Below are 24,573 nucleotides of genomic sequence, written 5' to 3'. Positions count from 1 at the left end.
ATCGAGCGCTCACCACCTTTGCCTGCCGTGTCGGCCTCGCCGACGCGCGGCTCTGCACCGATCCCGGGACTCCCCCCTTCGCTGGGCGCATCCCGCTCGGAGCGTCAAGCCCAACTTGCTCTGGAGGCTCGTATGTTTCGCAAACTCGCTGCCCTGTCCCTGCTTGGCCTGTTCAGTGCGCCCCTGTGGGCGGCCGAATGCTCGGTGGACATCCAGGTGGCCGACCAGCTGCAGTTCAGCACCAACGCCATCGGCGTAGACAAGAGCTGCAAGACCTTCACCGTCAACCTTGCCCACAGCGGGCAGATGGCGAAAAACGTCATGGGCCACAACTGGGTGCTGAGCACTGGCGCCGACATGGATGGCGTCGTGGCCGACGGCGTCGCCGCCGGGCTGGATAACAACTACCTGAAGCCCAACGACACGCGGGTGATCGCCCACACCAAGGTGATCGGTGGCGGCGAGTCGGACTCGGTGACCTTCGAGGTGGCCAAACTCAAGGACGGCGAGCAGTACATGTTCTTCTGCAGCTTCCCAGGACATGCCGCACTCATGAAAGGCACTCTCGAAATGCTGAAGTGACTCTCCGCTCTGGAACCGGCCCGCACTGAGCGGGCCGGCCTGCTGCCTAAAGCCCCGGCCCAGCGGTCGGGCTCCCATTCCCCCCCACGAGAATGGAGAAGGACGCTGACGCTCAGACCGCGGCCCGGTGGTTGCCGCGCGCGTTTGCCGCTAGAGTGCAGCCAACACCCCGAGTGCCCCGCAAGGATCCGCCATGACACTCAGCCGCGACCAGGCCCAGCAGCGGGCCGACGACATCCAGGCCTTCCGCCGCGAACTGCAGCGCCTGCGTCAGGAGCAGGCGCTCAGCCTCGACCCGGCGCAACTGGAACAGCTCGCCGCCCACCACCGCCAGCTGCTCGACGACTACCGCAGCCACTTCGACATCGACCAGGACAGCCAGGCCAAGCGCCTGTCGCTGAGCATGCGCATCGCCTCCCTGCTCGGCGCGCTGGCCATGGCCGCCAGCGTGCTGTTCCTGTTCTACCAGTTCTGGGGCCTGTTCGGCGAAAGCGCCCAGGTCGCCATCCTGCTCGGCGCCGCCCTGGGCAGCCTGCTGCTGACCTTCTGGGTGCGCGGCCGCGACAGCTCGGGCTACTTCAGCAAGCTGGCAGCCATGGTCGCCTTCGCCTGCCTGGTGCTGAACACGGTGATGCTCGGGCAGATCTTCAACATCACCCCGACCGACAACGCCCTGCTGGCCTGGGCGGCCTTCGCCCTGCTGCTGGCCTACGCCTGCGACGCCCGCCTGCTGCTGGCCGCCGGGCTGCTCAGCCTGCTGGCCTTCGTCGCCGCGCGGGTCGGCACCTGGAGCGGAGTCTACTGGCTGAGCATGGGCGAGTTCCCCGAGCACTTCTTCCCCGCAGCTCTGCTGATCTTCGCCGTGCCGCTGCTGGTGCAGCAGCAGGGCTTCAGCGGCTTCGCGCCGATCTACCGGGTGTTCGGCCTGCTGGCCTTGTTCCTGCCGATCCTGGTGCTGGCCAACTGGGGCGAGGCCAGCTACCTGTCCTGGCAGGTCGGTCTCATTGAGGGTGTGTACCAGCTGCTCGGCTTCCTCGGCGCCGGCCTGGCCATCTGGCTTGGCACCCGCCGCGACTGGCCGGACGTGGTCAATACCGGCCTGACCTTCTTCGTCATCTTCCTCTACACCAAGCTGTTCGACTGGTGGTGGGAGATCCTGCCCAAGTACCTGTTTTTCCTGCTGCTGAGCCTGGTCGCCGTGCTGATCCTGGTGGTCCTGCGCCGCCTGCGCATGAGCCACACGCACAAGGGAGGAGCCAGCGCATGAGCCGCCTCAACCGTCGCCACGCCCTGCTCGCCGGGGTGGCGCTGATCCTGCTGATCAACGCCGTCGCCCTCGCTGGCGTCTGGTACAACCGCAGCGGCGAGGCGGACAGCCGCCTGGCGCTCAGCGAACGCGAACTGGGCGGGATGCCGGCCTACCTGCGCCGGGAAAACAGCGGCCTGCTCCTGCAGTTGCAATGGCGCATGCCGGGCCATTGGGAGGAAGACGGCAGCCGCTCGCCGAGGTGGTTGAGCGAGGCACAGACGCGCCAGTTGGGCTTCCGCATCCCGGACGCGGAGGACTGCCAACCGCGCTGCCGGCGCCAGGCCGCACGCGAGGTGCTGGTGGTGCTGGAACTGGACGGCCCAGCCTATCGCGACGAGCTGCGCCGCCAGCAGGAGCGGGTCGAGCTGGCCCGCCGGGCACTCGCCGCCCTGCCCGAGGACAAGCAGCTGCAGCAGCGCCTGGATTACCAGAGCCGCGAGCTGGACAATCTCAAGCGCGACACCCGGCTGTATGCGGTGGATGTCGGGCTCGACCGCGACCAGCTGCGCCAGCGCTACGCCGATCGCAGCCGCTACGCCATAGTCCGGGGGTTGGTGCGGCCCAGTCGGTGGGGCAAGCCAGCGCAGCTGCGCGGCCACCTGAGCGAACTGTCCATCGCACGGATCAACGTGCCCCGGCACTGGCACCGGGCACTGGCCGGCTTGTCGAGCCGGCCCCGCGACACCCCGGCGGCTCCCGGCTACCGCATCGAGGTCGCCTTCGGCCAACGCCTGGAGCCGTGGATCATGGCGGTCAGTGAAGCCTCACAGGACTGACTGCGCGTACCCACGCTGCCGCGTGGGCATTTCCTCGGGACACTCAGCGCCCGCAGGCCGACGTCCTCGCACAAGCCTGGGAGCCATCGGTCGACGACTCGCTCAGCCGCAGCCCCGCGCCGACCCGCAGGCGCTGCAGCGCGCCATGACCGACCTCGACCTGCAGCAGATCGGAGCGCGGCAGGCCGCGGGCGCGGGCCAGCAGCAGGCGCATCACCCCGCCGTGGGTGACCAGCAGCACCTCCTGACCGGCGAACTGCCCATGCAACCGCTCGATGGCGGCGAGCACGCGCGCCTCGAAGGCACTCAGCGGCTCGCCGCCCGGCGGGGTGAAGGCGTAGGGATCGTTCCAGAACAGGCCCAGCGCCTCGGCGTCGGTCTCCATCAGCTCGGCGGCGCTGCGGCCGTCCCAGGCGCCGAAATCCAGCTCGCGCAGGCCATCGTCCAGTTGCAGCGGCAGCGCATGGCGCGCCGCCAGCTCGCGGGCGAAGGCGGCGCAGCGCTGCAGCGGCGAGCTGACCACTCGCTGCCAGGGCGCCACAGGACCCACCGCCGCGCGCATCTGCTGCCAGCCGCGCTCGGTCAACGCATCGTCGATGCGCCCGCGCAGGCCGCCGCCCAGTTCGGTCTCGCCGTGGCGCAACAGGTCGACGATCATGACGGCCTGTCGCTCACCTGCGCCTCGGCGAAGGTGGCCATGCTGCCGTGCAGGCTGCAGGCCAGGCGCAGCAGCGGTACCGCCAGCGCCGCGCCGCTGCCCTCGCCCAAGCGCAGGCCGAGATCGAGCAACGGTTCGCCCTTGAGCGCCTGCAGCACCAGGGCATGTCCCGGTTCGGCGCTGCGGTGGCCGAATAGCAGCCACGGCCGGCAGCCGGGGTTCAGGCGCACCGCGCACAGGGCGGCGACCGTGGTGATGAAGCCGTCGACCAGCACCGGCAGACCATACTGGCCACAGGCGACGAAGGCGCCGGCCAGCGCGGCGATCTCGAAGCCGCCCAGGTGGCGCAGCGCCTCCAGCGGCTCGCTGCAATCGTGGCGGTGCAGCAGCAGGGCACTGTCGATCACCCGCTGCTTGTGCGCCACCCCGGCGTCATCCAGCCCGGTGCCGGCACCGGTCAGCGCCAGCGCCGGCAGGTCGAGCAGCGCGCAGCCCAGCGCCGCGGCGGCGGTGGTGTTGCCGATGCCCATCTCGCCGCCGATGTACAGCCCGGCATGCACCTGGCGCGCGCGCTCGACGCTGGCGCGCCCGGCGGCCAGCGCCGCGTGGCACTGCTCGCTACTCATCGCCGGCTCGCGGGTGAAGTTGGCGGTGCCCGGACCAAGGGCGTAGCTGTGCACGCCGCCCAGCGGCTCGCCGTCACCGGCGGTGCCCAGGTCGATTACCTCCAGCCGTGCGTGCAGCTGGTGGGCGAGCACGCTGATCGCCGCGCCGCCGGCGACGAAGTTGTGCAGCATCTGCCGGGTGACCGCCTGCGGATAGGCGGAAACGCCCTCCTCGACCACCCCGTGGTCGCCGGCGAACACGGCGATCCACGGCTGCTCCAGGTGCGGGCACTCGCGGCCCTGCAGCGCGGCGAGGTCGATGGCCAACTGCTCGAGGCGGCCCAGCGCACCGGCCGGCTTGGTCAGCCGCGCCTGGCGCTGTTCGGCCTTCTGCCGGGCCACGTGGTCGGTCGGTTGGCAGGGCGCCTGCCACCAGTATTCGCTCATAGGGACTCCCCCTTCAGAACCATGGGCAGCCCTGCCACACAGAAAGTGACCCGCTGCGCCCGTTCGGCCAGCGCCTGATGCAACCAGCCGGCCTCGTCGACATAGCGACGGGTCAGCTCACCCAGCGGCACCACCCCCAAACCAGTCTCGTTGCTGACCAGGATGATGCGTCCGGGCAGCTCGCCAATGCGCTGCAGCAAGGCATCACGCTGCTTGGCGAGTTGTGCGCCCTCATCAAGGCATAGCAGATTGGTCAGCCACAGGGTCAGGCAGTCGACCAGCAGACAGCGGTTTTCCGCCGCGTGGTCGCCCAATGCCTGCATCAGGTGGATGGGCTCCTCGTGCAGCGCCCATTCGGCCGGACGGCGGGACTGGTGATGGGCAATGCGCGCGCCCATTTCGCCGTCGCCGGCCTGCGCGGTGGCGATGTAGGTCACCGCCAGGCCGGACTCCAGCGCCAGGCGCTCGGCCAGGCGGCTCTTGCCGGAGCGGGCGCCGCCGAGGATCAGTTCAAGCATGGAAAGCCCTTCTCGTTGGGTGTGACGCGCGGTTACAGGCCACAGAGTTCGCGCAGCCGCGCCGTATCCAGGTGCACCTCGACCAGATCGGCCAGGCGCTCGATGTCGCGTTCGCGCAGCGCATGATAGTCGGGGCTGACCACCTCGCGCAGGCCGGCCCAGCGCAGCAGCGCGCTGCAGGCGGCGGGCGACTCGAACAGGCCGTGCAGGTAGGTGCCGAGCACCTGGCCGTCGGCACTCAGGGCGCCGTCGCCGCGACCGTCGTCCAGCCGCACCGCCGGGCGTTCCAGAGCGGCGCCACGACAGATGCCGGCGTGGATCTCGTAGCCGCTCACCTCGGCATCCTCCAGCACCAGCCGGCCGCGCACGTTGCGCAGCTGCTTGTCGGCTTCCAGCACGGTGTCCAGCGCCAGCAGGCCGAGGCCGCGACTGCTGCCGGGTGCGCCTTCCAGGCCGAGCGGATCGGCGATCACACCGCCGAGCATCTGCAGACCGCCGCAGATGCCCAGCAGCTTGCCGCCGTAGCGCAGGTGGCGCTGCAGCACCGGCTCCCAGCCCTGCTCACGCAGGAACGCCAGGTCGGCGCGCACGCTCTTCGAGCCGGGCAGGATGATCAGGTCGGCCGGCGGGATGCTCTGGCCGGGGCCGACGAAGCTCAGTTCCACCTGCGGATGCAGGCGCAGCGGGTCGAAGTCGGTGTGGTTGCTGATCCGCGGCAGCACCGGCACCACCACCCGGAGGCGCTCGCCGCTCTTGACCACCTGACGCACGTCGATGGCATCCTCGGCCTCCAGGTGCAGGTCGTGCAGGTACGGCAGCACGCCCAGCACCGGCTTGCCGGTGCGCGCCTCCAGCCAGTCGAGACCGGGCTGCAGCAGGGCGAGGTCGCCGCGGAAGCGGTTGATCACGAAGCCCTGGATGCGCGCCTGCTCGCTTGCGGAGAGCAGCTCGAGGGTACCGACCAGATGGGCGAACACGCCGCCCTTGTCGATATCGGCAATGAGGATCACCGGGCAGTCCACCGCCTCGGCGAAGCCCATGTTGGCGATGTCGCCGGCGCGCAGGTTGATCTCCGCGGGCGAGCCGGCGCCCTCGACCATCACCACCCGGTACTGCGCACCCAGGCGCTGGTGCGACTCGAGCACCGCCTGCATGGCGACGCGCTTGTAGTCGTGGTAGGCGACGGCGTCCATGCTGGTGACGGCGCGGCCATGGATGATCACCTGGGCGCCGATGTCGCTGCAGGGCTTGAGCAGCACCGGGTTCATGTCGGTGTGCGGCGCCAGATTCGCGGCCTGGGCCTGCACCGCCTGGGCGCGGCCGATTTCGCCGCCGTCGGCAGTCACCGCTGAGTTGAGCGCCATGTTCTGCGGCTTGAACGGCACAACGGCGACACCCTGGCGCGCCAGCCAGCGGCACAGCGCGGTCACCAGGGTGCTCTTGCCGGCGTCGGAGGTGGTGCCTTGCACCATCAGGGTGGTCATGTCGTTTCCTTCTGGTAGTCGACCAGCGCCTGCGTCAGACGCTGCCAGCCCGCCTCGTCCGCCGGCAGGCCGAAGCGCAGGCTGGCCGGCTGGTCGAACAGGCGCACGAGGATGCCGCGACGGGCGAGAAAGTCGTGCAGTTCTGCCGCGCGCGGCGTGCGCAGCCAGTGGAACAGCGCCGTGCCGCCGTCCGGCTGCAGGCCGTGGGCGGCCAACAGCTGTGCCAGCCGCTGCCCGGCCGCCTGCAGGCGCAGGGCGCGCAGCCGGCGGGCCGCGGCGCTGGACTCGGCCAGCGCCTGGATGCCGAGCGCCCGCGCCGGGCCGCTGACCGTCCACGGGCCGAGGCGCTCGGCGAGCAGCTCGAGCAACGCCGCCTCGGCGAGCACGAAGCCCAGGCGCACGCCGGCCAGGCCGAAGAACTTGCCGAACGAACGCAGCACGATCAGCCCCGGCTTGTCGGCGTGGGCCGCCACGCTGAATTCGGGGGTGCAGTCCATGAACGCCTCGTCGACCAGCAGGCAGCCGCCACGGGCGTACAGCCGTGCGTGCCAGTCGAGCAGCTGCTCTGCGGCGAACAGCTCGCCGCTGGGATTGTTGGGGTTGGCCAGCACCAGCACATCGAGGCTGTCGAGCCGCTGGTCGATGTCGACGGCGTCCAGGCGGACAAGCCGATGCCCCGCGCGCTGCCAGGCCTGGGCGTGCTCCGCGTAGCTCGGCTCGAGCACGCCCACCCGGCAGGGCGGCAGCAGCTGCGGCAGCCCTTGGATCGCCGCCTGGCTGCCCGCCACCGGCAGCGAGTGGGTCGCGCCATAGCAGGCGCAGGCAGCCGCGCTCAGGCCGTCATCGTCTTCCGGCAGACGTGCCCAGGCCTCGACAGCCAGCGGCGGCAGCGGCCAGGGCTCGGGGGCGATGGCGGTGGACAGGTCCAGCCAGTCGCCAAGGGCAATGCCGTAGCGCTGCGCCGCGGCGCGCAGGCGGCCACCGTGCTCAAGCATGCAGCCCGCCTCCGAGCAGGATCAGCACCAGCCAGAGCAGCACGCCGCGGCGCAGCAGGCTGAGCGCCCCGGCGATGCTCTCGGCATCCGCCGGCGCGCCCTCGCCGAGGGTCGGGCGTTGGTGAACCTCGCCGTGGTAGATCGCCGCGCCGCCCAGCTCGACGCCCAGCGCGCCGGCGCCGGCAGCCATCACCGGGCCGGCGTTGGGGCTGTCCCACTGCGGCGCCTGGCGGCGCCAGCAGCCCAGGGCGCGGCGGCTCTGGCCGAGCAGCGCGTAGGTCAGCGCGGTGAGGCGCGCCGGCAGGTAGTTGAGGACGTCGTCGATGCGCGCCGCCGCCCAGCCGAAGCGCTCGAAGCGCGGCGTGCGGTAGCCCCACATGGCGTCGAGGGTGTTGCTCAGCCGATACAGAACCACGCCCGGCGCGCCGGCCATGGCGAACCAGAACAGCGCGGCGAACACTGCGTCGCTGCCGTTCTCCAGCACCGACTCGGTGTTGGCGCGGGCCACGCCGTTTTCATCCAGCGCGGAGGTATCGCGGCTGACCACCCTGGCCACGCCAGCGCGCGCTGCCGGCAGATCACCGCGGCGCAGGGCATCGAGCACCGGCAGCGCGTGTTCGTGCAGGCTGCGCAGGCCGAGCGCGGCGTACAGGGCGAGGATTTCCAGCAGGCCGCCGAGCAGCGGCAGCTGCACCAGCAACCAGGTGAGCGCGGTCAGCGGCAGCACCGCCAGGCACCAGGCGGTCACCCCATGACTGCGCCAGCCGCGGCCGTGGCCGTTGAACTGCGCTTCCAGTCGATTGGCCAGACGGCCGAAGGCCACCAGCGGATGGCGGCGGCGCGGCTCACCGAGCGCCACGTCCAGCGCCACGCCGGCCAGCAGGCTGAGTCCCAGGCTCACGGCTGCCGGCCCCAGTGGTTCTCGAACAGCATGTCGGCCAGCGGCCTTTCCTCGGCCCAGCCCTCCTCCACCAGCATCGGCCGCGGGTAGAACTCGCTGACCGGTCCCAGGCAGAGCAGCGCCAGCGGTTCGGCGCCCTCCGGCAGGCCGAGCAGCTCGCCGAGCGCCACGGGATCGAACAGCGACACCCAGCCCATGCCCAGGCCTTCGGCGCGGGCGGCCAGCCAGAGGTTCTGGATCGCGCAGGACAGCGAGGCCAGGTCCATCTGCGGCAGGGTGCGGCGGCCGAAGATGTAGCACTCGCGGCCGTCCATCAAGCAGGCGACCAGCAGCTCGGCGCTGTCCTCGATGCCCTCGACCTTGAGGCGCATGAACTCGCTGGAGCGCTCGCCCATCGCCTCCGCGGTGCGCACCCGCTCGGCCTCCACCAGCGCCTTGATCTGCCGGCGCAGCTCCACCGAAGTAATGCGGATGAAACGCCACGGCTGCATCAGGCCGACGCTGGGCGCCTGGTGGGCGGCATTCAGCAGGCGCGCCAGCAGTTCGGGCGCCACGCTGCCGCCGCTGAAGTGACGCATGTCGCGGCGCTCGGCGATGGCGCGGTAGACCGCGGCGCGCTCCGCCTCGCTGAAGGCGTGGGAGTTAATCGCAGCTTCCTGCGGCTTGCTGGTGTTTTCGTCGGTCATTGGCGGATGGGTCGCAGGCGCGGGGCCGGCAGGATCTCCAGAGGGGTTACGGGCGCAGCAACGCGGCTGCCGCGCGCGGCGCCGAGGGCAGGTAAAAATGGATGTAGCTGGCGGTCAGCCGGCCACTGCGATACAGCGGTTCGCGGACGCGCCGGTAGTTGGGGCATTCGCCGTAGGCGATGGGTTCCAGCGCACAGTCCATCGTCGAATGGTGGTAGCTGTGCCCGCGCAGCCGCTCGCCGTCCAGCTCGACCTCCTGCATGGCCAGGGTCACCAGCCTGGACTGCATCCGCGCCTCGCCCGGCAGCAGGCCGAGCAACTCGCCACGCTGGCCGTCGAGGTCGGTCAGGCCATCGAGCAGGTAGAGCATGCCACCGCACTCAGCGAGGATCGGCTTGCCGGCCGCATGATGGGCACGGATCGCCACGCGCATCGCCACGTTTTCGGCCAGTTGCTGCAGATGCAGCTCCGGGTAGCCGCCCGGCAGGTACAGGCTGTCGACCTGCGGCAGCTGGTGGTCGTCGAGCGGCGAGAAGAATATCAGCTCGGCCCCCAGTGCGCTCAGCAGCTCGAGGTTGGCCGGGTAGACGAAGGCAAAGGCAGCGTCGCGAGCCACACCGATGCGCACGCCCTGCAGCAGTGGTGAATAGGCGATGGGCTCCGGTGCGGCGAATTCGACCGGCTCCGGCAGACTCAGCACGGCACTCTCGGCCAGCGCGGCGGCGGCGGCATCCAGGCGGGCGTCGAGATCGGCCAGCTCGGCGGCCTGCACCAGGCCGAGATGGCGGCTGGGCAACTCGATCGCGGCATCGCGCGGCAGCGCTCCGAACCAGTGCAGATGCGCCGGCAGGCAGTCGCGGAGGATCTCGCCGTGGCGGGGGCTACCGACCCGGTTGGCCAGCACGCCGGCGAACGGCAGATCGCTCTGGTAGCTGGCCAGGCCGTGGGCGATGGCAGCGAAGGTCTGCGCCATCGCCGAGCCGTCGATCACCGCCAGCACCGGCACGCCGAAGCGGCGCGCCAGATCGGCGGCCGAGGGCGTACCGTCGAACAGGCCCATCACGCCCTCGATGAGAATCAGGTCGGACTCGTTGGCCGCCCGCCACAGGCGCCGCCGGCACTTCTCCTCGCCGACCAGCCACAGATCCAGCGCATCCACCGGCGCACCGCAGGCGCGGGCGAGGATCATTGGATCGAGAAAATCAGGGCCGCACTTGAACACCCGCACGCGCAGGCCCCGATTGACATAGTGGCGGGCCAGGGCGGCGGTGACGGTGGTCTTGCCCTGGCCGGAGGCCGGGGCGGCGATCAGCAGGGCTGGACAGTGGCAAACAGCATTCATGGGAGCCTCCTGGCACACAAGGGCAGACGCACACTCATGTGCGACCGGGTTACTTTGAGTGACCCGTTTATCGCGAATAAATTCGCACCTGCCGCCGCAATTGCGAGGCGCATCAGAATTCCACGCCTCGCTGCGCCTTCACCCCGGCCTGGAAGGCGTGCTTGACCAGGCCGATCTCGCTGACCGTGTCGGCCGCCTCGATCAGCCCCGGCAGCGCACCGCGGCCAGTGACCACCACGTGTTGCAGCGGCGGGCGCGCGGCAATGTCGGCCAGCACCGTGTCCAGCTTGAGGTAGCCGTACTTGAGGGCGATGTTCAGCTCGTCGAGCACCACCAGGGCGATCTGCGGGTCCTGCAGCAGCTCGCGGGCCACCGCCCAGGCCTGCTCGGCCTTGTCGATGTCGCGCTGGCGATCCTGGGTCTCCCAGGTGAAGCCCTCGCCCATCACGAAATAGCGCACCTCGTCGGGGAAGCGGCGAAAGAAGGCTTCCTCGCCGGTGCTCGCCGCACCCTTGATGAACTGCACCACACCGGCCTTGAGACCGTGACCGAGGGTGCGCGCCAGCATGCCGAAGGCGGCGCTGCTCTTGCCCTTGCCGTTGCCGCTGTTGACCAGCAGCAGACCGCGCTCGGCGCTGGCCTCGGCGATCCTGGCGTCGACCACCGCCTTCTTGCGCTGCATGCGCGCCTTGTGGCGCTCGTCGCGGGCGATTTCGTCCGGCGCGCTCATCGGCTCACCTCGGCGCGACGCAGTTGCTTGAAGACATGCGCAGCCGCCAGCAGCAGCGCGGCCAGGCCGACATACAGCGCCAGCGCCTGCAGCGACTGCGGGTAGTAGGCGGCGATGCGCGGCAGGAAGCCGGCCAGGCTCGCCTCCGGATAGCGACCGGAGAAGAAGTAGAAGCCGCCGCTGGACAGCAGGTGGCAAACCAAGCTGGCAGCGAGCAGGCAGGCCAGCAGGCTGCCCAGGCTAGTCCAGGCGTCGCGATGCAGACGTGCGTACAGGCGGCCACCGAACCACAGCGCGGCGTAGGCCGGCAGCAGCAGCCAGTAGGCCGGGGTGACGCACCAGTTGCTCACGCCGCCCCAGGTGACGGCGGCGAGGTCGAGGGCGACCGCCTCGAGAAACAGCGCCGGGAAGGCCCAGCGCGCCGGCAGCAGCGCGCCAGCGAGGAAGAATACCGCCCAGGAGGCACTGGGCAGGTTGATGTCGCTGAAGTGGTGACCGCGGGTCACCGCCATCAGCAGCGCCAGGGCGATGCCGATGGCCAGGCGGCTACGGGGGGAAAGGTCGAGCATGGGGGAACTCCTGAGGGCAAGGATGCGGCGCCCCGCTCGCACGGGGCGCCGGTGGTTCAGAGCGCCTGGTAGCGCACGGTGAAATACACCGCCTGGCCCGGCTGGTTGTAGCCGGCGGCGGTCTCGTAGTCGGCATCCAGCAGGTTGGTCACCCGCGCCTGTAGGCGCCACTCGTCATCGAGGCGGTATTCGCCGCGCAGGTCGAGGCTGGCATAGCCGGAGAGTTCGCTCTGGTTGGCCAGGTCGTCGTAGCGCTGGTCCTCGGCGTGCAGGCTGGCGCCGACGCTGAAACGGCCGATGGCGCGGTCGACGTCGAGATTGAGGATCTGCTGGGCGCGGCGCGCCAGTTCGTTGCCGTTGTAGCGGCCGCCGCGGCTTTCCGGCTCCTGCAGGGTCAGGTTGGCGTTCCAGTCCCACCCCAGCCACTGGCTGCCGAGGCCGGCCTCGACACCGCGGATGCGCGCCTGGTCGACGTTGTTCGGCGCCTCGATGCTGGCGTCGTAGGCGATCAGATCGTCGACGCGGGTACGGAAGGCGGCCAGCTGCCAGTGGCCCCAGGCCGGCTGGCCCTGCAGGCCGAGTTCCAGGCTGCGCGAGGTTTCCGCATCCAGCTCGGGGTTGCCGTAGTCGGGGAAGTACAGCTCGTTGAAGGTCGGCGCCTTGAACGCCGTGCCGTAGCTGGCATAGGCGCGCAGCGCATCGCTCAGCGCATAGCCCCAGGCGAGGCTGCCGGTCTCGTGGTCGCCGAACTGCTGGTTGTCGTCGCGGCGCAGCGCCAGTTGCCAGTCATGGCGGCCAGCACCGCCGAGGTACTGGACGAAGTAGCCGTCGTTGTCGCGCGAATCCTCGGCGTAGGCGGTGCTGCCGTTGACCTCGTCGTGCTGGTGGTCGACGCCCAGCACCAGGGTATGGCCCGCGGCCAGGGTCACATCGTTCTGCCAGGACAGCGAGTCGCGGCGGGTGTCGAAGCGCGAGTAGAAGGCGCCGTCCTGAGCGGCGTCCGACTTGTCCTCGCTGCGCCCGGCCTGCAGGGTCACCTGCCAGGGCTCCAGCGGCGCGAAACGGGCGCGCAGTCCGGCGACCTTCTGCACGCCATCGGCGTTGGCGCCAAAACCGGCGGTGCGCCGGCGGCTTACCGAGTCGTAGTCGTTGTGCGACTTTGCCTCCAGGAAGCTGCCGTCCAGCTCCAGGCCATTGGCAAAGCGATGGCCGGCGCGCAGCGAGGCGGACAGGTTGCGATAGCCGTCGCTGTCGTCCTCGTAGCCGCTGGCGCTGCGCGGCTTGACGTTGATGCCATCGGTGTCGCTGGCGGAGACACCGAGGTTGAACCAGCTCGCCCCGGCACGACCGGACAGTCCGGCGCTGCCGCTGTGGCTGTCGTGGGTACCGGTACCCAGGGAGAGGAACGGCCGCAGGCCGGCACCGCCGTCCTTGCGGGTGAAGATCTGGATCACCCCGCCGATGGCCTCCGAACCGTACAGACTGGAACGCGGGCCGCGAACGATCTCGATGCGCTCGATCAGTTCCACCGGGAGGTCCTGGAAGGCGGCGCTGCCGCTGGTGGCCGAACCGACCTTGATGCCGTCGATCAGCACCAGCACGTGGTCGGACTCGGTACCGCGCAGGAACAGCGAGGTGCTCTTGCCGGGGCCACCGTTGTTAGCCAGCGACACCCCCGGCACGCTGCGCAGCAGTTCAGGCACGGAGGCGGCCTGCCTGCGCTCGATCTCGGCGCGGTCGATCACCGTCACCGCCGCCAGCGACTCGCTGGCGGTCTGCGCGGTGCGACTGGCGGTCACCAGCAGCGGCTCGATCGGCAGCGCTTCGGCCGCCAGGGAAAAGGGGGATACACCGCACAGCAGGATGGCTGCCGGGGTCAGAACAACTTTGCTCATCGCTCACTCTCTGCATCGCGCTCACCCGCGCGATCAGGATTGCAGGAGGCATGCAGAGGACATGACGACGAACAGACGGAATAAACAAGGAAAGCCGCCCACCCGACGGGTAGCGCCCTCCGCGATACCGTGGATGCGACAGGCCGGTCTCCGGGCTTGCGAGTGGAACAGAAGTTCCCGAAGTCGCGCCTTCCCATGCCTGAGCACAGTGGCCAATAGCGACGTCTTGACTCGCCTACCGTTGCGGGGGCAGCGCCGGCCTTGTGTATGACATTTCATACACGCACCGGCTTCCCTGTTTCACCCCACCAAGCCTTGGCTGGGGGGCACCTGAAGCAGGGCTGCGAGGGTAGAGGGTCGGGGACAATGCGTCAAACGCTTCGCATAACCTGAAGAGAACACTTGCCTAAAATTACATACGTGATGCACGTCACAAAAACACCGAATCGCCCTAAAGACCGCATACACCTCATGGCCTTTAGCATGGCCTCGTGCTACTAAAGATTCACAAGCGCTAGCCAAGGCGCGGAATCTTTCGACCCACCCGCAGCAACTGCATGCAATATTCTGCACGAGGTATATCTACATGGGCTTTGTCATTTCCTGGTCACCCGAGTTCGAGACCGGCATCGATATCGTCGACGAGCAACACAAGCGGATTTTCGAATACCTGACCGAAATCGACCATGCCATCAAGGCTCAATCGACTGCCGAAGTCGAGTATGTGGTCAAGGCCCTGCTGGACTACGCCATCTCGCACAACACCTTCGAAGAAAGCCTGATGGAAAAGGCCGGCTACCCGATGCTGGACGCCCATCATCAGGTCCATGAAGCCTTCAAGGCTCGCGCCCAGGCCTATGGCACCCGTCTGGCCGGCGGCGAAGACCACTTCCGACTGGCCCGTGAAGTGCGTACCGACATCGGCCTGTGGCTGACCAACCACATCAAGCGCGACGACAAGCACTACGTGCCCTACGTGAAGAAGAGCCTCGACGGCGGCTTCGTCTCGCGCATGCTGGGCAAGTTCTTCGGCTGATCAGCCCTGCGCCATCGCACCGAACCAACAGGCAGCAAGACCTGAAAACAACACCCCCGTACCCCTGAAACACCTGCTAGTCAAAACAACAAAAGCCACAGCCAGAAAACACAATAAAACAACAATAACAGGACGAATTACATGAACCGCATCCACCCCCGGCCTGCCGCCGCCCCACCCCACTCCACGCGAAAACGGGCACCCCGGATGCCTGCCACGCAGTACTGCTGACCCGCTGCCTGCCAGCACGACCACCATCAGGATGTGCGTGCCCGAGCGGGACTTCAGGCAGTTTCCGCTGATCCGTGGCGACCAGCAAAGGTCCGCCCGCTGCCGGATATCCAGGGCACCACAGCAGCCAGATTCATTGTTCATACGAGAGGGATCGAGCCATGAGCTTTGTCATCACTTGGACTACTGAATTCGAAACCGGCATTGACATCATCGACGAGCAACACAAGCGCATCTTCGAATATCTGGAAGAAATCGATCACGCTATCAAGACGCACAATGCGGATGAAGTCGAGCACGTCATCAAGTCGCTGATCGATTACGCCATCTCGCACAACACCTTCGAGGAAAGCCTGATGGAGAAGGCCGGCTACCCGATGCTGGAGCCGCATCATCAGGTCCACGAAGCCTTCAAGGCCCGCGCCAAGTCCTACAGCGACCGTCTGGTCCAGGGCGAGGATACCTTCCGCGTGGCCCGGGAGATCCGCACCGATATCGGCCTGTGGTTGACCAACCACATCAAGCGCGACGACAAACACTATGTCTCCTTCGTGAAGCGCAACATCGAGGGCGGTTTCGTCGCCCGCATGCTGGGCAAGTTCTTCCGCTGATTGCTGCGGACCCCGTAAACGAAGAGGGCCGGTCAGATGACCGGCCCTCTTCGTTTACGGTGAAAACTCAGTTCACACTCAAACGCTCGCGATTCTTCTCCAGCGTGGCCGCACCGATTCCCTTCACCTCGAGCAGCTCATCCACCGAGGTGAACGGCCCCTTGGCATCGCGGTACTCGACGATCGCCCGGGCCTTGGCTTCGCCAATGCCATTGAGTTCGCGGGCCAGGGTCTGAGCATCGGCACTGTTCAGATCGATCCGGGTCACCGGCACGGCGGCCTGGGCCTGCACCACCACCGGCTGGGGTGCGGCAGGCGCTTCGGCGGCCATGGTGGTCACGGAAAAACCACTGAGCAGTGCGAACAGCAGGGAGGAAAGACGCAGTTTCGACATGATCGACAATTCCTTTGTCAGATTCAGATGGGAAGGGACCGCCGCTATTCCCGGCGGCCCACCGAAGCTAAATCAGCCGCGCAGGATGTCAAAGCTACAACCTTACAAAGTGTGCGCGATTGTGCATTTGAGTGACGCGCCTGGCAGTTGCGCAGTCGACCGCAGCGAAAGAATCGAAGCACGCCATCGCGGCAAGTACCGCCCGCCGTCATGCCAACGGGCTGAGCTACAGTCCCAATACCCCCTTCCCCGACAAGGTGCATGCCCATGGCCATGCGACATCTGTTCAGCGACGCCTACCAGCCGCAGCAGATCGCCCAGCGGGTCGCGGAAATGGGCGTAGCCAAGGCCCGTGCCGACAGCCTGACCCTGCTGGTGCTGGCGGTGCTGGCCGGGGCGTTCATTTCCCTGGGCGCGCTGTTGTTCACCGTGGTGGTGACGGGCAGCGAACTGGGCATCGGCATCACCCGCCTGCTCGGCGGCCTGGGCTTCTGTCTCGGCCTGGTACTGGTGGTGATCGGCGGCGCCGAGCTGTTCACCGGCAACAACCTGCTGGCCATGGCCTGGGCCAGCCGACTGATCACCAGCCGTGAACTGCTGCGCAACTGGCTGCTGGTCTACCTGGGCAATGTCATCGGCTGCCTGGGCACGGTACTGCTGGTGCTGTGGGCGGACAGCGCCACCCTGGCTGGCGGGGCCGTGGGAGAAACGGCGCTGGGGATCGCCCGCAGCAAGACGGAGCTGACGCTGGGCGCCGCCTTTGCTCGCGGCATCCTGTGCAACGTGCTGGTGTGTCTGGCCATGTGGCTGGCGATGGGCGGCCACAGCCTGACCGATCGCTTGCTGGCCATCCTGTTTCCGATCACCGCCTTCGTCAGTCTCGGTTTCGAGCACTCGATCGCCAACTGGTTCTTCCTGCCCTATGGCTTGGCCCTCGATGGGCAGGGCAGCCTGTCGCTGGCCGCTGCGGCGCGCAACCTGGCCGTGGTCACCGCCGGCAACATCGTCGGCGGCACGCTGCTGGTCGCCGGGGTCTACTGGCTGGCCTACCTGCGTCGCCCGCCGGCGAGCTGATTCAAACCTGCTGGCGGCGCTTGTAGCGCACCTGCGGGTGGTTGCCCACGCGCTTGATCTCGAACAGGTCGATGGCGGCGAACAGGTCCACCAGTCGCGCATAACCGTAGTTGCGCGGGTCGAAGGAGGCCTGGTTGGCGATGCGCGCGCCGACCAGGCTGAGATGCGCCCAGCCTTCGTCGTCGGCGGCGAAGGCCACCGCATTGCGCAGCAGGCTCATCAGCTTGCTGTTGCCCTTGAGTTCATGCCCCGTGAGCCGGCAGGCCACCTCCGGCACGCCCGCTCCGGCCGAGGCGGCACCCTCGGCGCTCTTCAGCGGCTGAATGGTCACCTCGACCGGGATGTCGTCCAGAAAGACGAAACGCGAGCAGGCGTTGACGTAGGGTTCCGGCGACTTGCGCTCGCCGAAGCCGATCACCTGCTTGCCCTCGGCGCGCAGGCGGGTGACCAGCGGAGTGAAGTCGCAATCCGAGGACACCAGGCAGAACACCTCGACCGGCTTGCCGTGCAGCACGTCCATGGCGTCGATGGCCATGGCCATGTCGGTGGCGTTCTTGCCCTTGACCAGGTCGAACTGCTGGACCGGCTGGATGGCGTGCTCGTGCAGCACCGCCACCCAGGATTCCAGCCGCGGACTCTTCCAGTTGCCGTAGGCACGGCGGATGGAAACCATGCCAAGTACCGCCAGTTCGGCGAGGATCGCCTCGATCTTGCGGCTCGGCGAGTTGTCGGCATCGATGAACAGCGCTACGCGGACGTCCTGCATATCCCGCCTCCTTCCTTGTTCCCGTAGGCCTCAGCCTAGCCCTTCAGGGCCTTTTTCGGGTAGATGTCGTAGCGGCTGGACTTGCCTTCGAGCTGGTAGGACGGCTTGGGCCCGTCGATGCACGGCGCCTTGCGCGGGCGCTTGACCACCACGCGGTGGCTGGCCAGGGCCAGGGCCGCCTCGAGCAACGCCGGAGCGTCGAGGTCGTCGCCGACCAGGGGGCGGAACAGGCGCATCTCCTTCTTCACCAGCGCACTCTTGTCGCGGTGCGGGAACATCGGGTCAAGGTAGATCACCTGCGGCGGCTCGCCCTGCCAGTCGCCCATGATCTGCACGGCGTTGCCGGTCAGCAGGCGCATCTGCGCGACGATGGGCGCCACCTCGGGGGCGCGGGCGGCACGCGCCAGGCCATCCTCGAGCAGCGCGGCGATCAGCGGCTGGCGCTCGATCAGACTGACCGCGCAGCCCAGGCTGGCCAGCACGAAGGCGTCGCGCCCCAGACCGGCGGTGGCGTCCAGCACTTGCGGGCGCACGCCGGGTTGCACGCCAACGGCCTTGGCGATCATCTGTCCACTGCCGCCACCGAACAGCCGCCGGTGGGCGGCGGCGCCTGCGACGAAGTCGACGCGTACCGGGCCCGGCGCATCGGGGCCGAGTTCGGCCAGCTGCAGACCGTCGTCGCCCAGCTGCAGGGCGAACTCGGCCTCGTCCGCATCCCCAAGCCCCAGGCGCTCGGCCCACTGCCCGGCGGCAAGTTCGTGGACGGGACTCAGGGCTTCGACGCGGATGCGAACAGGGCTGGCGGACATCGGGACTTCCGGACTGGGGACGGTGGGGAGGCCATTTTGCCAAATAACGCAGCGGCCCGCCCTATCGCGCACGCCCCAGCAGCACCCAGGCCACCCCGCCGAGCAGCAGCGCCGAGGCCAGCAGCAGACGCAGGTCGAAGGGTTCGCCGAGCAGCAGCACGCCGAACAGCGCGGTGATCAGCGGTACGCTGAGCTGGACCGTCGCGGCCTGGGTGGCGCGCAGCGCCGGCAGCACCGCGTACCACAGCGCATAGCCGACGCCCGAGGCCAGGCCGCCGGAGAGCAGCGCATACACCAGTCCGGCCCCGTCCAGCCGCGCCCACGGCAGGCCAAGCAGCCCCAGCAGGAGCGCCAGCGGCAGGGCGCGGATGAAGTTGCCGGCGGTGTTCGCCGTGGCATCGCCGACGCCACGGCCACGCAGGGAATACACACCCCAGGCCACCCCGGCCAGCAGCATCGACAGCGCCGGCAACAGCTGCGGCGCGCTGGCGCCGGGCAACAGCAGCACGGCCAGGCCGCCGAAGGCCAGCAACAGGCCGCAGCTCTGCCCCAGCGCCAGCCGTTCGCCACGCCACAGGCCCCAGAGGATCATGCTCGCCTGCACCGCGCCGAACAGCAGCAGCGCTCCGGTGGCCGCGGCCAGCTGCAGGTAGGCCCAGGAAAACCCGGCGGCATAGACGAACAGCGCCAGCGCCGACAGGTTGCTGCCGGCCAGGGCACGCGGCGCCGGGGCGGCGCGCACACGAACGATCAGCCACAGCACCAGCGCGCCGCCGAGCACACGCAGGGCGGTAAAGCTGGCGGCGTCGATATGCCCGTCGCGCAGCGCGATGCGGCACAGCAGCGAGTTGGCGGCGAAGGCCAGCATGGCCAAGGCGACGAGCAACGCAAGGCGCGGCAGGGGCATGGAAGAGGTTCCGGTCCGTGGTGGTGTGGCGAGGGTAGCGTGAAAGCGCCGGGCAATGGCAGAGGGGGACAGCCCCTACAGCAGCCCGAGCTGCTCGCCCATGCCACTCTCTGGCAACGACGGCAGCCCCGGCAGGCGCACCATCAGCTGCGCATGAAAGCGCCGCGCCAGCTCGGGGGCGCGGTGGTTGTCGGGGGTGTGCAGGAACACGTGGGGCGTGCGGCCCTCCTCGATCCAGCCGGCGACCTTGTCCAGCCAGGGGGCGAGGAAGGGATCGTTGGCCTGCAGTTCCGGGTGGCCGATGAAGCGCACCTGGGGCGCCTGGGTGAACGCCGCCGGGCGCGGCGGCAGCCGCGGCTTCTTGCTCTGCGCATGCAACACCGCCGGGCTGCGCGCGGTGCAACTGAACAGCGCCCGCGAGTCGAGACCGATGCGCTCGACGCCGTGCGCCAGCAGCAGGCGGTTGAGCGCCCTTTCCTCCTCGCCACGGGCGAAGAACGCCGGATGGCGAACCTCAACCGCCAGGCTGCGCCCGGATGGCAAGCCGTCGATGAACGCCGCCAGCTCGGCGAGGCGCGACGGAGCGAAGCTGGCCGGCAGCTGCAGCCACAGCGGCGTGACCCGCGCGCCCAGCGGTGTCAGCAGCTCGAGGAAGTCGCGCGCGGCGGCGAGGTTGTCGCGCAGGTCGCCTCCGTGGCTGATGTCGCGCGGCAGCTTGGCGCAGAAATGGAAGTGCTCGGGCATCAGTTGCGCCCAGCGCGCCAGGGTCGCCGCCGCCGGCCGGGCATAGAAGGTGGTGTTGCCTTCCACGGCGTTGAACACCCGGCAGTATGCCGGCAGGAAATCGCGACTGGCCAGCCCCGGCGGATACAGTTCGCCGCGCCAGGCCGGCTCGTTCCACGACGGGCAGCCGAGAAAGTACGGCAGCACGGCCACTTCAGCCCTTCTTCGGGGTGGCCACGTTGTCACGCAGGTACACCGGCTGCGCCTGCTCGGCGTCGACGCCTTCGCCCCGCGCCCAGGCGAAGGTGGCGAGAGTCAGCAGGTCCTCGGCATGCGGCAGCAGCCCGGCATCCATGCCGCCGACCGCCACCGGGATGCGCGCCGCGAAGGCCCAGCCGGTGCCGGCGCCGAACCACTCGCCCTCGGCGCCGCGCGGCAGCGCGACCTGCTCCGGCGGCAGCACCGCCTCGACGCCGGCCAGACGCATTTCGCCGCCCTCGAGGCGATAGCAGCCCCAGTACAGCTCGTCCATGCGCGCATCGATGGCGGTGGCCACCTGGCTGACACCCTGCTCGCGATGGGCGCGCTGGGCCATGACCGCGAGGTTGGAGATCGGCAGCACCGGGCGGCCGAGGGCGAAGGCCAGGCCCTGGACCACGCCGACGGCGATGCGCACGCCGGTGAAGGCGCCCGGACCGCGGCCGAAGGCGATGGCCTCCACGGCGCCGAGGGCGATGCCGGCCTCGGCCAGCACTTCCTGCACCATCGGCAGCACGCGCTGGGCATGCAGGCGCGGGATCACCTCATAGCGGCTGTAGACCCGCCCCTCGTGCAGCAGCGCGACGGAACAGGCTTCGGTGGCGGTATCCAGGGCCAGCAGGGTGGTCATGACAGAGGTCCGGTACGATGGAAAACGGGCGCGCATTGTAGCAGCCGTGGATCGCCGCGGCGTGCGCAGGCCACCGCCGGCCGGGCCGCACGCCATGCGCAGCCGGCCCTGAAACGCCGACGGCCCGCACAGGGCGGGCCGTCGGTTGCAGCACGAAGCGAATCAGCTCAGCGCGGCGAGCACCTTGGCGGTGATCTCTTCGACGCTGCCGACACCCTCGACGCGCGAGTACTTCGGCTTGCCGGCGGCACCTTCCAGCTCCTGATAGAAGCCGACCAGCGGCAGGGTCTGCGCGTGGTACACGTCCAGGCGCTTGCGCACGGTTTCTTCCAGGTCGTCTTCGCGCTGGATCAGATCTTCGCCGGTTTCATCATCCTTGCCGGCCACCTTCGGCGGGTTGTACTGCAGGTGGTAGGTACGACCCGACGCCGGGTGCACGCGGCGACCGGACATGCGGCTGATGATTTCCGCATCTTCCACGGCGATTTCCAGCACGTGGTCGATTTCCACGCCGGCGTCACGCAGGGCTTCGGCCTGCGGGATGGTGCGCGGGAAGCCGTCGAACAGGAAGCCGTTGGCGCAGTCGTCAGCGACGATGCGCTCCTTGATCAGGCCAATGATGATTTCGTCGGAAACCAGGCCACCGCTGGCCATCACTTCCTTGACCTGCAGACCCAGCGGGCTCTCGGCCTTGACCGCGGCACGCAGCATGTCGCCGGTGGAGATCTGCGGAATGCCGAACTTTTCGGTGATGAAGCGAGCCTGAGTACCTTTGCCGGCACCCGGTGCCCCCAGCAGAATCACACGCATCTTGTTGCTCCAGAAAGGATGTAGAAAATCTTGGATTCGCCTCTTCGGGCCAATCTCGAAATTTTTGTTTGCGCCCTAGCATGAAATGGGGCGGTGAAAAAGCAGACCAAAATACACAGCTACCCGGCCCGACACAAGACAGCAGGACGCCGCTTGGCGGCAGCTCAGCCGGTGTTGCGCAGCCCGGCGGCGATGCCCGCCACACTCACCAGCAGAGCCTGCTCCAGTGGGCTCTCGGCATGCTCGGCGAGCCGGCGCGAACGGGCGAGAAGCTCGACCTGCAGCAGGTGCAGCGGGTCGAGGTAGGCATCGCGCACACTGATCGACTCGCGCAGCACGGAGTCGCCACCGAGCAGCTGCGCCTGGCCGGTCAGCCCCAGCACCATGCCCTCGGCCTGCGACAACAGGTCGCGCAGCTGCTGCCCCAGCGGGCGCAGGTTTTCCTCGACCAGACGTTCGTCATATAGCCGGGCGATCCCCGCATCAGCCTTGGCCAACACCATCTCGAGCATGTCAATGCGCGTCCGGAAGAACGGCCAGTGCTCGCGCATCTCGTGCAGCAGACGCATCTCGCCCCGCTCCGCCGCCCGCCCCAGCGCGGTTTCCCAGCCGAGCCAGGCCGGCAGCATCAGGCGCGTCTGGGTCCAGGCGAAGATCCACGGAATCGCCCGCAGGCTTTCCACCCCGCCGGTACGCCGACGAGCCGGGCGGCTGCCCAGCGGCAGGCGTCCCAGCTCCTGCTCCGGGGTGGCCTGGCGAAAGTAGTCGACGAACTGCGGATGCTCGCGCACCACCGCGCGATAGGCCGCCACCCCGTCGGCAGCCAGACGCTCCATCAGCGCCCGCCATTCGGCGGTCGGCGCCGGCGGTGGCAACAGAGTGGCCTCCAGCACCGCTGCCAGATAGAGACTGAGGTTCTGCTCGGCGACGCCGGGCAGGCCGAACTTGAAGCGGATCATCTCGCCCTGCTCGGTGACACGAAAACGCCCGGCCACCGAGCCCGGCGGCTGCGAGCGGATGGCCACATGCGCCGGTCCGCCGCCACGTCCCACGGTACCACCGCGACCGTGAAACAGCAGCAGCTCCACGCCATGGCGAGCGCAGACCTCGACCAGCGCCTCCTGGGCGCGGTACTGCGCCCAGGCTGCTGCCAGCGTACCGGCATCCTTGGCCGAGTCCGAGTAGCCGATCATCACTTCCTGCGGCCCGGCCTGGCGCGCTCGGTAGCCAGGCACGCTCAGCAGGCGATCGATCACACTCCCGGCGTGCTCCAGGTCGTCCAGCGTCTCGAACAGCGGCACCACGCGCAGCGGCCGCTGCAGGCCGGCCTCCTTGAGCAACAGCTCGACCGCCAGCACATCGCTCGGCGCACCGGCCATGGAAATCACGTAGGAGCCCAGCGCCGCTGACGGCGCCTGCGCCGCCACCCGGCAGGTGGCCAGTACTTCGGCGGTGTCGGCGGATGGCCGATAGTGTCCCGGCAGCAGTGGGCGCGGATTGTCCAGCTCGCGCTGGAGGAATTCGAGGCGCTGCGTCTCGTCCCATTCGGCGTAGCGGCCGACACCGAGGTAGGCGGTGATTTCGTCGAGCGCCGCGACATGCCGCCCGGCATCCTGGCGGATGTCCAGGCGCACCAGGAACAGGCCGAAGGTGTGGGCGCGGCGCAGGCTGTCGAGCAGCGGGCCGTCGGCGATCGCGCCCAGACCGCAGCTGACCAGCGAGTCGTAGCACAGCAGCAGCGGTTCGAGCAGCTCGCCGTTGTCGTGCAGCACCGCGGCGCCCGGGGCCTGGCCGTCCTGCAACGCTGCAGCCGCCCAGTCGCGGGTGGCGAACAGACGCGTGCGCAGCTGGCGCAACAGCGCGCGGTAGGGCTCGGGTGCGTCGCCGGCCCGCTCGCGCAGCGCCGGGCTGGCCTGGTGCATGGACAGGTCGGTGATCAGTCGCTCGACGTCGCGCAGGTGCAGCTCGGCGGCGATTCGCCGTGCCTGCAGCAACACCTCGGCGCTAACCTGCGCCGTGACATTGGGGTTGCCGTCGCGGTCGCCGCCCATCCACGAGGCAAAGCGAATCGGTGCCGCCTCCAGCGGCAGACGGGTCCCGCAGCAGTCATGCAGCAGCTCGTCGACGCCGCGCAGGAAGCCCGGCAGGGCACTCCACAGCGAATGCTCGATCACCGCAAAGCCCCACTTGGCCTCATCCACCGGGGTCGGCTTGCTGCGACGGATTTCTTCCGTATGCCAGACCTCGGCCAGCAGCCGGCGTAACTCGCGACGCGCCTGGGCCTTCTCCCGCACGGACAGATCGGCATGATCCTGCGCAGCCAGACAGGCCGCAATATCGTCGTACTTCTTGATCAGGGTGCGCCGCGCCACCTCGGTCGGATGGGCGGTGAGCACCAGCTCGATATCCAGACCGGCGATCTGCTGCGCCAGACTCTGCGAACTGTGACCGGCGGCCTGCAGGCGCTGGAGCACTTCGCCCAACACCCGTTCCTCGAACGGCAACGGCTCGTCCGGCCGGCGGCGACGGATGCGGTGGTACTGCTCGGCGATGTTGGCCAGATTGAGGAACTGGTTGAACGCCCGCGCCACCGGCAGCAACTCGTCCTCAGCCAGTGCATCGAGGGTTTGCGCCAATTGTTGCGCGCCGGCCGGCGAGCCGCGCCGCGCCGCCTTGGCCCCCTTGCGGATGCGTTCGATCTTGTCGAGAAAGTCCGCGCCGCGCTCGGCGCGAAAGGTCTCACCCAGCAGCTCGCCCAGCAGGTGGACGTCCTCGCGCAAGCGCGCATCGATTTCCGCCATCTTCGCTCTCCTTCCAGTGTCCCTT

The 24,573-nt window shown here is 68.8% G+C and carries 25 protein-coding genes and 1 riboswitch; of the genes, 6 read left to right on the top strand and 19 right to left on the bottom strand.

The genetic code is table 11. The features are described 5' to 3' along the window. Positions 1 to 132 precede the first annotated feature (132 nt). The 3 genes from azu (at position 133) to BMZ19_RS19505 (ending at position 2,667) form a co-directional block, all read left to right on the top strand. Positions 133 to 582, top strand: coding sequence for an azurin (azu, locus tag BMZ19_RS19515; protein ID WP_090313253.1), 450 nt, complete (start codon positions 133 to 135; stop codon positions 580 to 582). A gap of 193 nt (positions 583 to 775) precedes the next feature. Further along, positions 776 to 1,849 (top strand): DUF2157 domain-containing protein, encoded by a 1,074-nt coding sequence (locus tag BMZ19_RS19510; RefSeq protein WP_090313252.1) that lies wholly within the window; start codon positions 776 to 778, stop codon positions 1,847 to 1,849. Continuing rightward, positions 1,846 to 2,667: a DUF4824 family protein gene (locus BMZ19_RS19505; RefSeq protein ID WP_090313251.1), complete on the top strand. Its 822-nt coding sequence runs from the start codon at positions 1,846 to 1,848 to the stop codon at positions 2,665 to 2,667. The genes BMZ19_RS19510 and BMZ19_RS19505 overlap by 4 nt, the downstream gene beginning before the upstream one ends. A 43-nt stretch (positions 2,668 to 2,710) precedes the next feature. Here BMZ19_RS19505 and cobC read toward each other — a convergent pair whose 3' ends face one another. The 11 genes from cobC to btuB form a co-directional block, all read right to left on the bottom strand. Then, entirely contained in the window at positions 2,711 to 3,325 is a 615-nt protein-coding gene (gene cobC / locus BMZ19_RS19500; protein WP_090313250.1) for an alpha-ribazole phosphatase family protein, read from the bottom strand. Beyond that, the gene (gene cobT, locus BMZ19_RS19495; RefSeq protein ID WP_090313249.1) at positions 3,322 to 4,377 is read right to left on the bottom strand and encodes a nicotinate-nucleotide--dimethylbenzimidazole phosphoribosyltransferase; all 1,056 of its coding nucleotides are present in this window, start codon (positions 4,375 to 4,377) and stop codon (positions 3,322 to 3,324) included. Before cobT ends, cobC begins: the two co-directional genes overlap by 4 nt. Then, positions 4,374 to 4,895, bottom strand: coding sequence for a bifunctional adenosylcobinamide kinase/adenosylcobinamide-phosphate guanylyltransferase (cobU, locus tag BMZ19_RS19490; protein WP_090313248.1), 522 nt, complete (start codon positions 4,893 to 4,895; stop codon positions 4,374 to 4,376). Before cobU ends, cobT begins: the two co-directional genes overlap by 4 nt. A 32-nt stretch (positions 4,896 to 4,927) precedes the next feature. Continuing rightward, positions 4,928 to 6,379: a cobyric acid synthase gene (locus BMZ19_RS19485; RefSeq protein ID WP_090313247.1), complete on the bottom strand. Its 1,452-nt coding sequence runs from the start codon at positions 6,377 to 6,379 to the stop codon at positions 4,928 to 4,930. Beyond that, positions 6,376 to 7,374 carry a threonine-phosphate decarboxylase CobD gene (cobD, locus tag BMZ19_RS19480; RefSeq protein WP_090313246.1) on the bottom strand — a complete coding sequence of 333 codons (999 nt, stop codon included), beginning with the start codon at positions 7,372 to 7,374 and terminating at the stop codon, positions 6,376 to 6,378. Before cobD ends, BMZ19_RS19485 begins: the two co-directional genes overlap by 4 nt. Beyond that, on the bottom strand, positions 7,367 to 8,275 hold the full coding sequence (gene cbiB / locus BMZ19_RS19475; protein WP_090313245.1) for an adenosylcobinamide-phosphate synthase CbiB: 909 nt from the start codon (positions 8,273 to 8,275) through the stop codon (positions 7,367 to 7,369). Before cbiB ends, cobD begins: the two co-directional genes overlap by 8 nt. Next, complete coding sequence (bluB, locus tag BMZ19_RS19470) at positions 8,272 to 8,961, bottom strand: 5,6-dimethylbenzimidazole synthase (protein WP_090313244.1); 690 nt, start codon at positions 8,959 to 8,961, stop codon at positions 8,272 to 8,274. Before bluB ends, cbiB begins: the two co-directional genes overlap by 4 nt. Positions 8,962 to 9,007: 46 nt before the next feature. Next, positions 9,008 to 10,303 carry a cobyrinic acid a,c-diamide synthase CobB gene (locus BMZ19_RS19465; RefSeq protein WP_090313243.1) on the bottom strand — a complete coding sequence of 432 codons (1,296 nt, stop codon included), beginning with the start codon at positions 10,301 to 10,303 and terminating at the stop codon, positions 9,008 to 9,010. A gap of 112 nt (positions 10,304 to 10,415) precedes the next feature. Continuing rightward, positions 10,416 to 11,033, bottom strand: coding sequence for a cob(I)yrinic acid a,c-diamide adenosyltransferase (cobO, locus tag BMZ19_RS19460; protein ID WP_090313242.1), 618 nt, complete (start codon positions 11,031 to 11,033; stop codon positions 10,416 to 10,418). After that, complete coding sequence (locus BMZ19_RS19455) at positions 11,030 to 11,602, bottom strand: hypothetical protein (protein ID WP_090313241.1); 573 nt, start codon at positions 11,600 to 11,602, stop codon at positions 11,030 to 11,032. Before BMZ19_RS19455 ends, cobO begins: the two co-directional genes overlap by 4 nt. Before the next feature lie 56 nt (positions 11,603 to 11,658). After that, entirely contained in the window at positions 11,659 to 13,497 is a 1,839-nt protein-coding gene (gene btuB, locus BMZ19_RS19450) for a TonB-dependent vitamin B12 receptor (protein WP_090313240.1), read from the bottom strand. Positions 13,498 to 13,621: 124 nt separating this feature from the next. Further along, positions 13,622 to 13,846: riboswitch (cobalamin riboswitch) on the bottom strand. Between the two features lie 237 nt (positions 13,847 to 14,083). On the opposite strand from btuB, the gene BMZ19_RS19445 reads away from it, so the two are divergent. Both BMZ19_RS19445 and BMZ19_RS19440 read left to right on the top strand, forming a co-directional pair. Beyond that, entirely contained in the window at positions 14,084 to 14,533 is a 450-nt protein-coding gene (locus tag BMZ19_RS19445) for a bacteriohemerythrin (RefSeq protein WP_090313239.1), read from the top strand. A gap of 392 nt (positions 14,534 to 14,925) precedes the next feature. Next, positions 14,926 to 15,375: a bacteriohemerythrin gene (locus tag BMZ19_RS19440; protein ID WP_090313238.1), complete on the top strand. Its 450-nt coding sequence runs from the start codon at positions 14,926 to 14,928 to the stop codon at positions 15,373 to 15,375. Between the two features lie 67 nt (positions 15,376 to 15,442). Here the strand turns inward: BMZ19_RS19440 and BMZ19_RS19435 are convergent, their stop codons facing one another. Next, a complete protein-coding gene (locus BMZ19_RS19435) occupies positions 15,443 to 15,769 on the bottom strand; it encodes a ComEA family DNA-binding protein (RefSeq protein ID WP_090313237.1) in 327 nt (108 codons plus the stop codon). A 267-nt stretch (positions 15,770 to 16,036) separates the two neighbouring features. Here BMZ19_RS19435 and BMZ19_RS19430 point away from each other — a divergent pair, with 267 nt between their 5' ends. Further along, positions 16,037 to 16,843, top strand: coding sequence for a formate/nitrite transporter family protein (locus BMZ19_RS19430; protein ID WP_090313236.1), 807 nt, complete (start codon positions 16,037 to 16,039; stop codon positions 16,841 to 16,843). A gap of 1 nt (position 16,844) precedes the next feature. On the opposite strand, the gene BMZ19_RS19425 is transcribed toward BMZ19_RS19430, so the two are convergent. The 7 genes from BMZ19_RS19425 to ppc all read right to left on the bottom strand — a co-directional run bounded on the left by BMZ19_RS19425 (position 16,845) and on the right by ppc (position 24,548). Then, a complete protein-coding gene (locus BMZ19_RS19425; RefSeq protein WP_090313235.1) occupies positions 16,845 to 17,609 on the bottom strand; it encodes an NYN domain-containing protein in 765 nt (254 codons plus the stop codon). Between the two features lie 35 nt (positions 17,610 to 17,644). Continuing rightward, positions 17,645 to 18,418: a class I SAM-dependent methyltransferase gene (locus BMZ19_RS19420; protein WP_090313234.1), complete on the bottom strand. Its 774-nt coding sequence runs from the start codon at positions 18,416 to 18,418 to the stop codon at positions 17,645 to 17,647. A gap of 61 nt (positions 18,419 to 18,479) precedes the next feature. Beyond that, positions 18,480 to 19,325: a DMT family transporter gene (locus BMZ19_RS19415; RefSeq protein WP_090313233.1), complete on the bottom strand. Its 846-nt coding sequence runs from the start codon at positions 19,323 to 19,325 to the stop codon at positions 18,480 to 18,482. Between the two features lie 75 nt (positions 19,326 to 19,400). Beyond that, entirely contained in the window at positions 19,401 to 20,261 is an 861-nt protein-coding gene (locus BMZ19_RS19410) for a DUF72 domain-containing protein (RefSeq protein ID WP_425287188.1), read from the bottom strand. A 1-nt stretch (position 20,262) separates the two neighbouring features. Continuing rightward, positions 20,263 to 20,937, bottom strand: a complete 675-nt coding sequence (gene tsaB / locus BMZ19_RS19405; RefSeq protein ID WP_090313232.1) for a tRNA (adenosine(37)-N6)-threonylcarbamoyltransferase complex dimerization subunit type 1 TsaB — start codon at positions 20,935 to 20,937, stop codon at positions 20,263 to 20,265. Between the two features lie 162 nt (positions 20,938 to 21,099). After that, the gene (gene adk / locus BMZ19_RS19400) at positions 21,100 to 21,747 is read right to left on the bottom strand and encodes an adenylate kinase (RefSeq protein ID WP_090313231.1); all 648 of its coding nucleotides are present in this window, start codon (positions 21,745 to 21,747) and stop codon (positions 21,100 to 21,102) included. A 164-nt stretch (positions 21,748 to 21,911) separates the two neighbouring features. Next, positions 21,912 to 24,548: a phosphoenolpyruvate carboxylase gene (gene ppc, locus BMZ19_RS19395; RefSeq protein WP_090313230.1), complete on the bottom strand. Its 2,637-nt coding sequence runs from the start codon at positions 24,546 to 24,548 to the stop codon at positions 21,912 to 21,914. Positions 24,549 to 24,573: the final 25 nt, after the last annotated feature.

The sequence above is a fragment of the Pseudomonas linyingensis genome (assembly GCF_900109175.1).
GTDB classification, from domain to species: Bacteria; Pseudomonadota; Gammaproteobacteria; order Pseudomonadales; family Pseudomonadaceae; genus Geopseudomonas; species Geopseudomonas linyingensis.
This window is presented reverse-complemented; position numbering and strand designations above follow the sequence as displayed.

Coding starts and splice junctions, on each gene's coding strand:
- BMZ19_RS19455 (WP_090313241.1), bottom strand. CDS start 11,602: ATGCTCGACCTTTCCCCCCGTAGCCGCCTGGCCATCGGCATCGCCCTG.
- BMZ19_RS19420 (WP_090313234.1), bottom strand. CDS start 18,418: ATGTCCGCCAGCCCTGTTCGCATCCGCGTCGAAGCCCTGAGTCCCGTC.
- bluB (WP_090313244.1), bottom strand. CDS start 8,961: ATGACCGACGAAAACACCAGCAAGCCGCAGGAAGCTGCGATTAACTCC.
- BMZ19_RS19465 (WP_090313243.1), bottom strand. CDS start 10,303: ATGAATGCTGTTTGCCACTGTCCAGCCCTGCTGATCGCCGCCCCGGCC.
- tsaB (WP_090313232.1), bottom strand. CDS start 20,937: ATGACCACCCTGCTGGCCCTGGATACCGCCACCGAAGCCTGTTCCGTC.
- cobU (WP_090313248.1), bottom strand. CDS start 4,895: ATGCTTGAACTGATCCTCGGCGGCGCCCGCTCCGGCAAGAGCCGCCTG.
- BMZ19_RS19505 (WP_090313251.1), top strand. CDS start 1,846: ATGAGCCGCCTCAACCGTCGCCACGCCCTGCTCGCCGGGGTGGCGCTG.
- BMZ19_RS19425 (WP_090313235.1), bottom strand. CDS start 17,609: ATGCAGGACGTCCGCGTAGCGCTGTTCATCGATGCCGACAACTCGCCG.
- BMZ19_RS19510 (WP_090313252.1), top strand. CDS start 776: ATGACACTCAGCCGCGACCAGGCCCAGCAGCGGGCCGACGACATCCAG.
- BMZ19_RS19435 (WP_090313237.1), bottom strand. CDS start 15,769: ATGTCGAAACTGCGTCTTTCCTCCCTGCTGTTCGCACTGCTCAGTGGT.
- btuB (WP_090313240.1), bottom strand. CDS start 13,497: ATGAGCAAAGTTGTTCTGACCCCGGCAGCCATCCTGCTGTGCGGTGTA.
- cobC (WP_090313250.1), bottom strand. CDS start 3,325: ATGATCGTCGACCTGTTGCGCCACGGCGAGACCGAACTGGGCGGCGGC.
- azu (WP_090313253.1), top strand. CDS start 133: ATGTTTCGCAAACTCGCTGCCCTGTCCCTGCTTGGCCTGTTCAGTGCG.
- cobD (WP_090313246.1), bottom strand. CDS start 7,374: ATGCTTGAGCACGGTGGCCGCCTGCGCGCCGCGGCGCAGCGCTACGGC.
- BMZ19_RS19485 (WP_090313247.1), bottom strand. CDS start 6,379: ATGACCACCCTGATGGTGCAAGGCACCACCTCCGACGCCGGCAAGAGC.
- BMZ19_RS19445 (WP_090313239.1), top strand. CDS start 14,084: ATGGGCTTTGTCATTTCCTGGTCACCCGAGTTCGAGACCGGCATCGAT.
- cobO (WP_090313242.1), bottom strand. CDS start 11,033: ATGAGCGCGCCGGACGAAATCGCCCGCGACGAGCGCCACAAGGCGCGC.
- ppc (WP_090313230.1), bottom strand. CDS start 24,548: ATGGCGGAAATCGATGCGCGCTTGCGCGAGGACGTCCACCTGCTGGGC.
- adk (WP_090313231.1), bottom strand. CDS start 21,747: ATGCGTGTGATTCTGCTGGGGGCACCGGGTGCCGGCAAAGGTACTCAG.
- BMZ19_RS19415 (WP_090313233.1), bottom strand. CDS start 19,325: ATGCCCCTGCCGCGCCTTGCGTTGCTCGTCGCCTTGGCCATGCTGGCC.
- BMZ19_RS19440 (WP_090313238.1), top strand. CDS start 14,926: ATGAGCTTTGTCATCACTTGGACTACTGAATTCGAAACCGGCATTGAC.
- BMZ19_RS19430 (WP_090313236.1), top strand. CDS start 16,037: ATGGCCATGCGACATCTGTTCAGCGACGCCTACCAGCCGCAGCAGATC.
- cobT (WP_090313249.1), bottom strand. CDS start 4,377: ATGAGCGAATACTGGTGGCAGGCGCCCTGCCAACCGACCGACCACGTG.